1 protein-coding gene is annotated in these 1,203 nt (G+C 64.2%); it reads right to left on the bottom strand.

The genetic code is table 11. The features are described from left to right. Nucleotides 1–296: 296 nt before the first annotated feature. A partial coding sequence (locus tag NJ75_RS23015) for an IS91 family transposase (protein WP_039338730.1) occupies nt 297–1,203 on the bottom strand: 907 nt, incomplete at its 5' end.

Here is a 1,203-nt window from a genome sequence, read left to right as displayed (position 1 = left end):
TGTGAAGGGTTTCGGGCGCTTGCGTACGAAAGCCTCCAGTGCAGGAACCCGCGGGCCCCACGCGCTGGTCTATGTGTAAAGCGACTTTGGGATGGTTCTGGAGGGTAAGCGCTTCCGCTTCGGAAGTGTACTCGCCGGCCTGCTGAGCGTGATTTCTAGCAGCATCAGACCGTGGTCTGTGGCTTTTGTGCGGGTCACTGTGCAATGCACCCGCTTTAATTCTGAGATGGGCACAGGCTGGGTCATCGGCCAATGCGCCATGAGCGTGCCCGTCATGCAAGATGGGCCATGCCGGATCATGGCTTATTCTCCCGGGGGGACGCTGCTGATTGCGGTGGCGCGCGGGGCTGGCACCAGCGGGCGAAGGCCTTGATGATGGTCATGTGCCCGCCGCAACATGGGCATGGCGGGCGGTGATCTGGCAGCTCGTCGGGTTCAGGTTCCTCGATCGGCGCAACAACGCCCAGCAGCTTGCGGGCGAGCGTCATGGCGTTCTTGTGCGTGGAACTGGCGAGCAGGCCGTAATGCCGGATACGATGGAAGCTGCGCGGCAGGACGTGGAGCAGGAAGCGCCGGATGAACTCGTCGGTGGTCAGCGTCATGACCTGCTGGCGCTCGGCGCCATCGCGGCGATAGTCCTTGTAGCGGAACGTCACGCCGGTCTCGTCGAAGCCGATGAGCCGCCGGTTCGAGATGGCGACGCGGTGGGTGTAGCGTGAGAGATAGGCCAGCACCGCCTGCGGCCCGGCGAAGGGCGGCTTGGCATAGACCACCCAGCGCTTCTTCCGGATCGGGGACAGATACCGCAGGAAGGCCTTGCGTATCGCTAGGCCCGCCAAGGTGCTGAAGAAGACGAGCTTGCCGGCATCGAACAACGCCAAGAGGCGAGTGAGGAACAGGTGGCGGAATAACGCGCCCAGCACGCGCACCGGTAACAGGAAGGCGGGGCGTGACGAGATCCAGCGCGTACCGTCCAGCGCGATGCCGCCACCGGGCACGATCATGTGCACATGCGGATGGTGCGTCAACGCCGATCCCCATGTGTGCAGCACGGCGGTGATACCGATGCGTGCGCCGAGGTGCTTGGGATCGGCGGCGATGGTCAGCATCGTGTCCGCAGCGGCGCGGAACAGCAGGTCATAGACCACCGCCTTGTTCTGCCAGGCGATGTCGGCGATCTCGGCAGGCACCGTGAAGACGACG

Origin of the sequence: Novosphingobium subterraneum (assembly GCF_000807925.1) — a bacterium.
Classification (GTDB): domain Bacteria; phylum Pseudomonadota; class Alphaproteobacteria; order Sphingomonadales; family Sphingomonadaceae; genus Novosphingobium; species Novosphingobium subterraneum.
The sequence above is the reverse complement of the archived record's forward strand: the minus strand, read 5'-3'. Positions and strand labels throughout refer to the sequence as shown.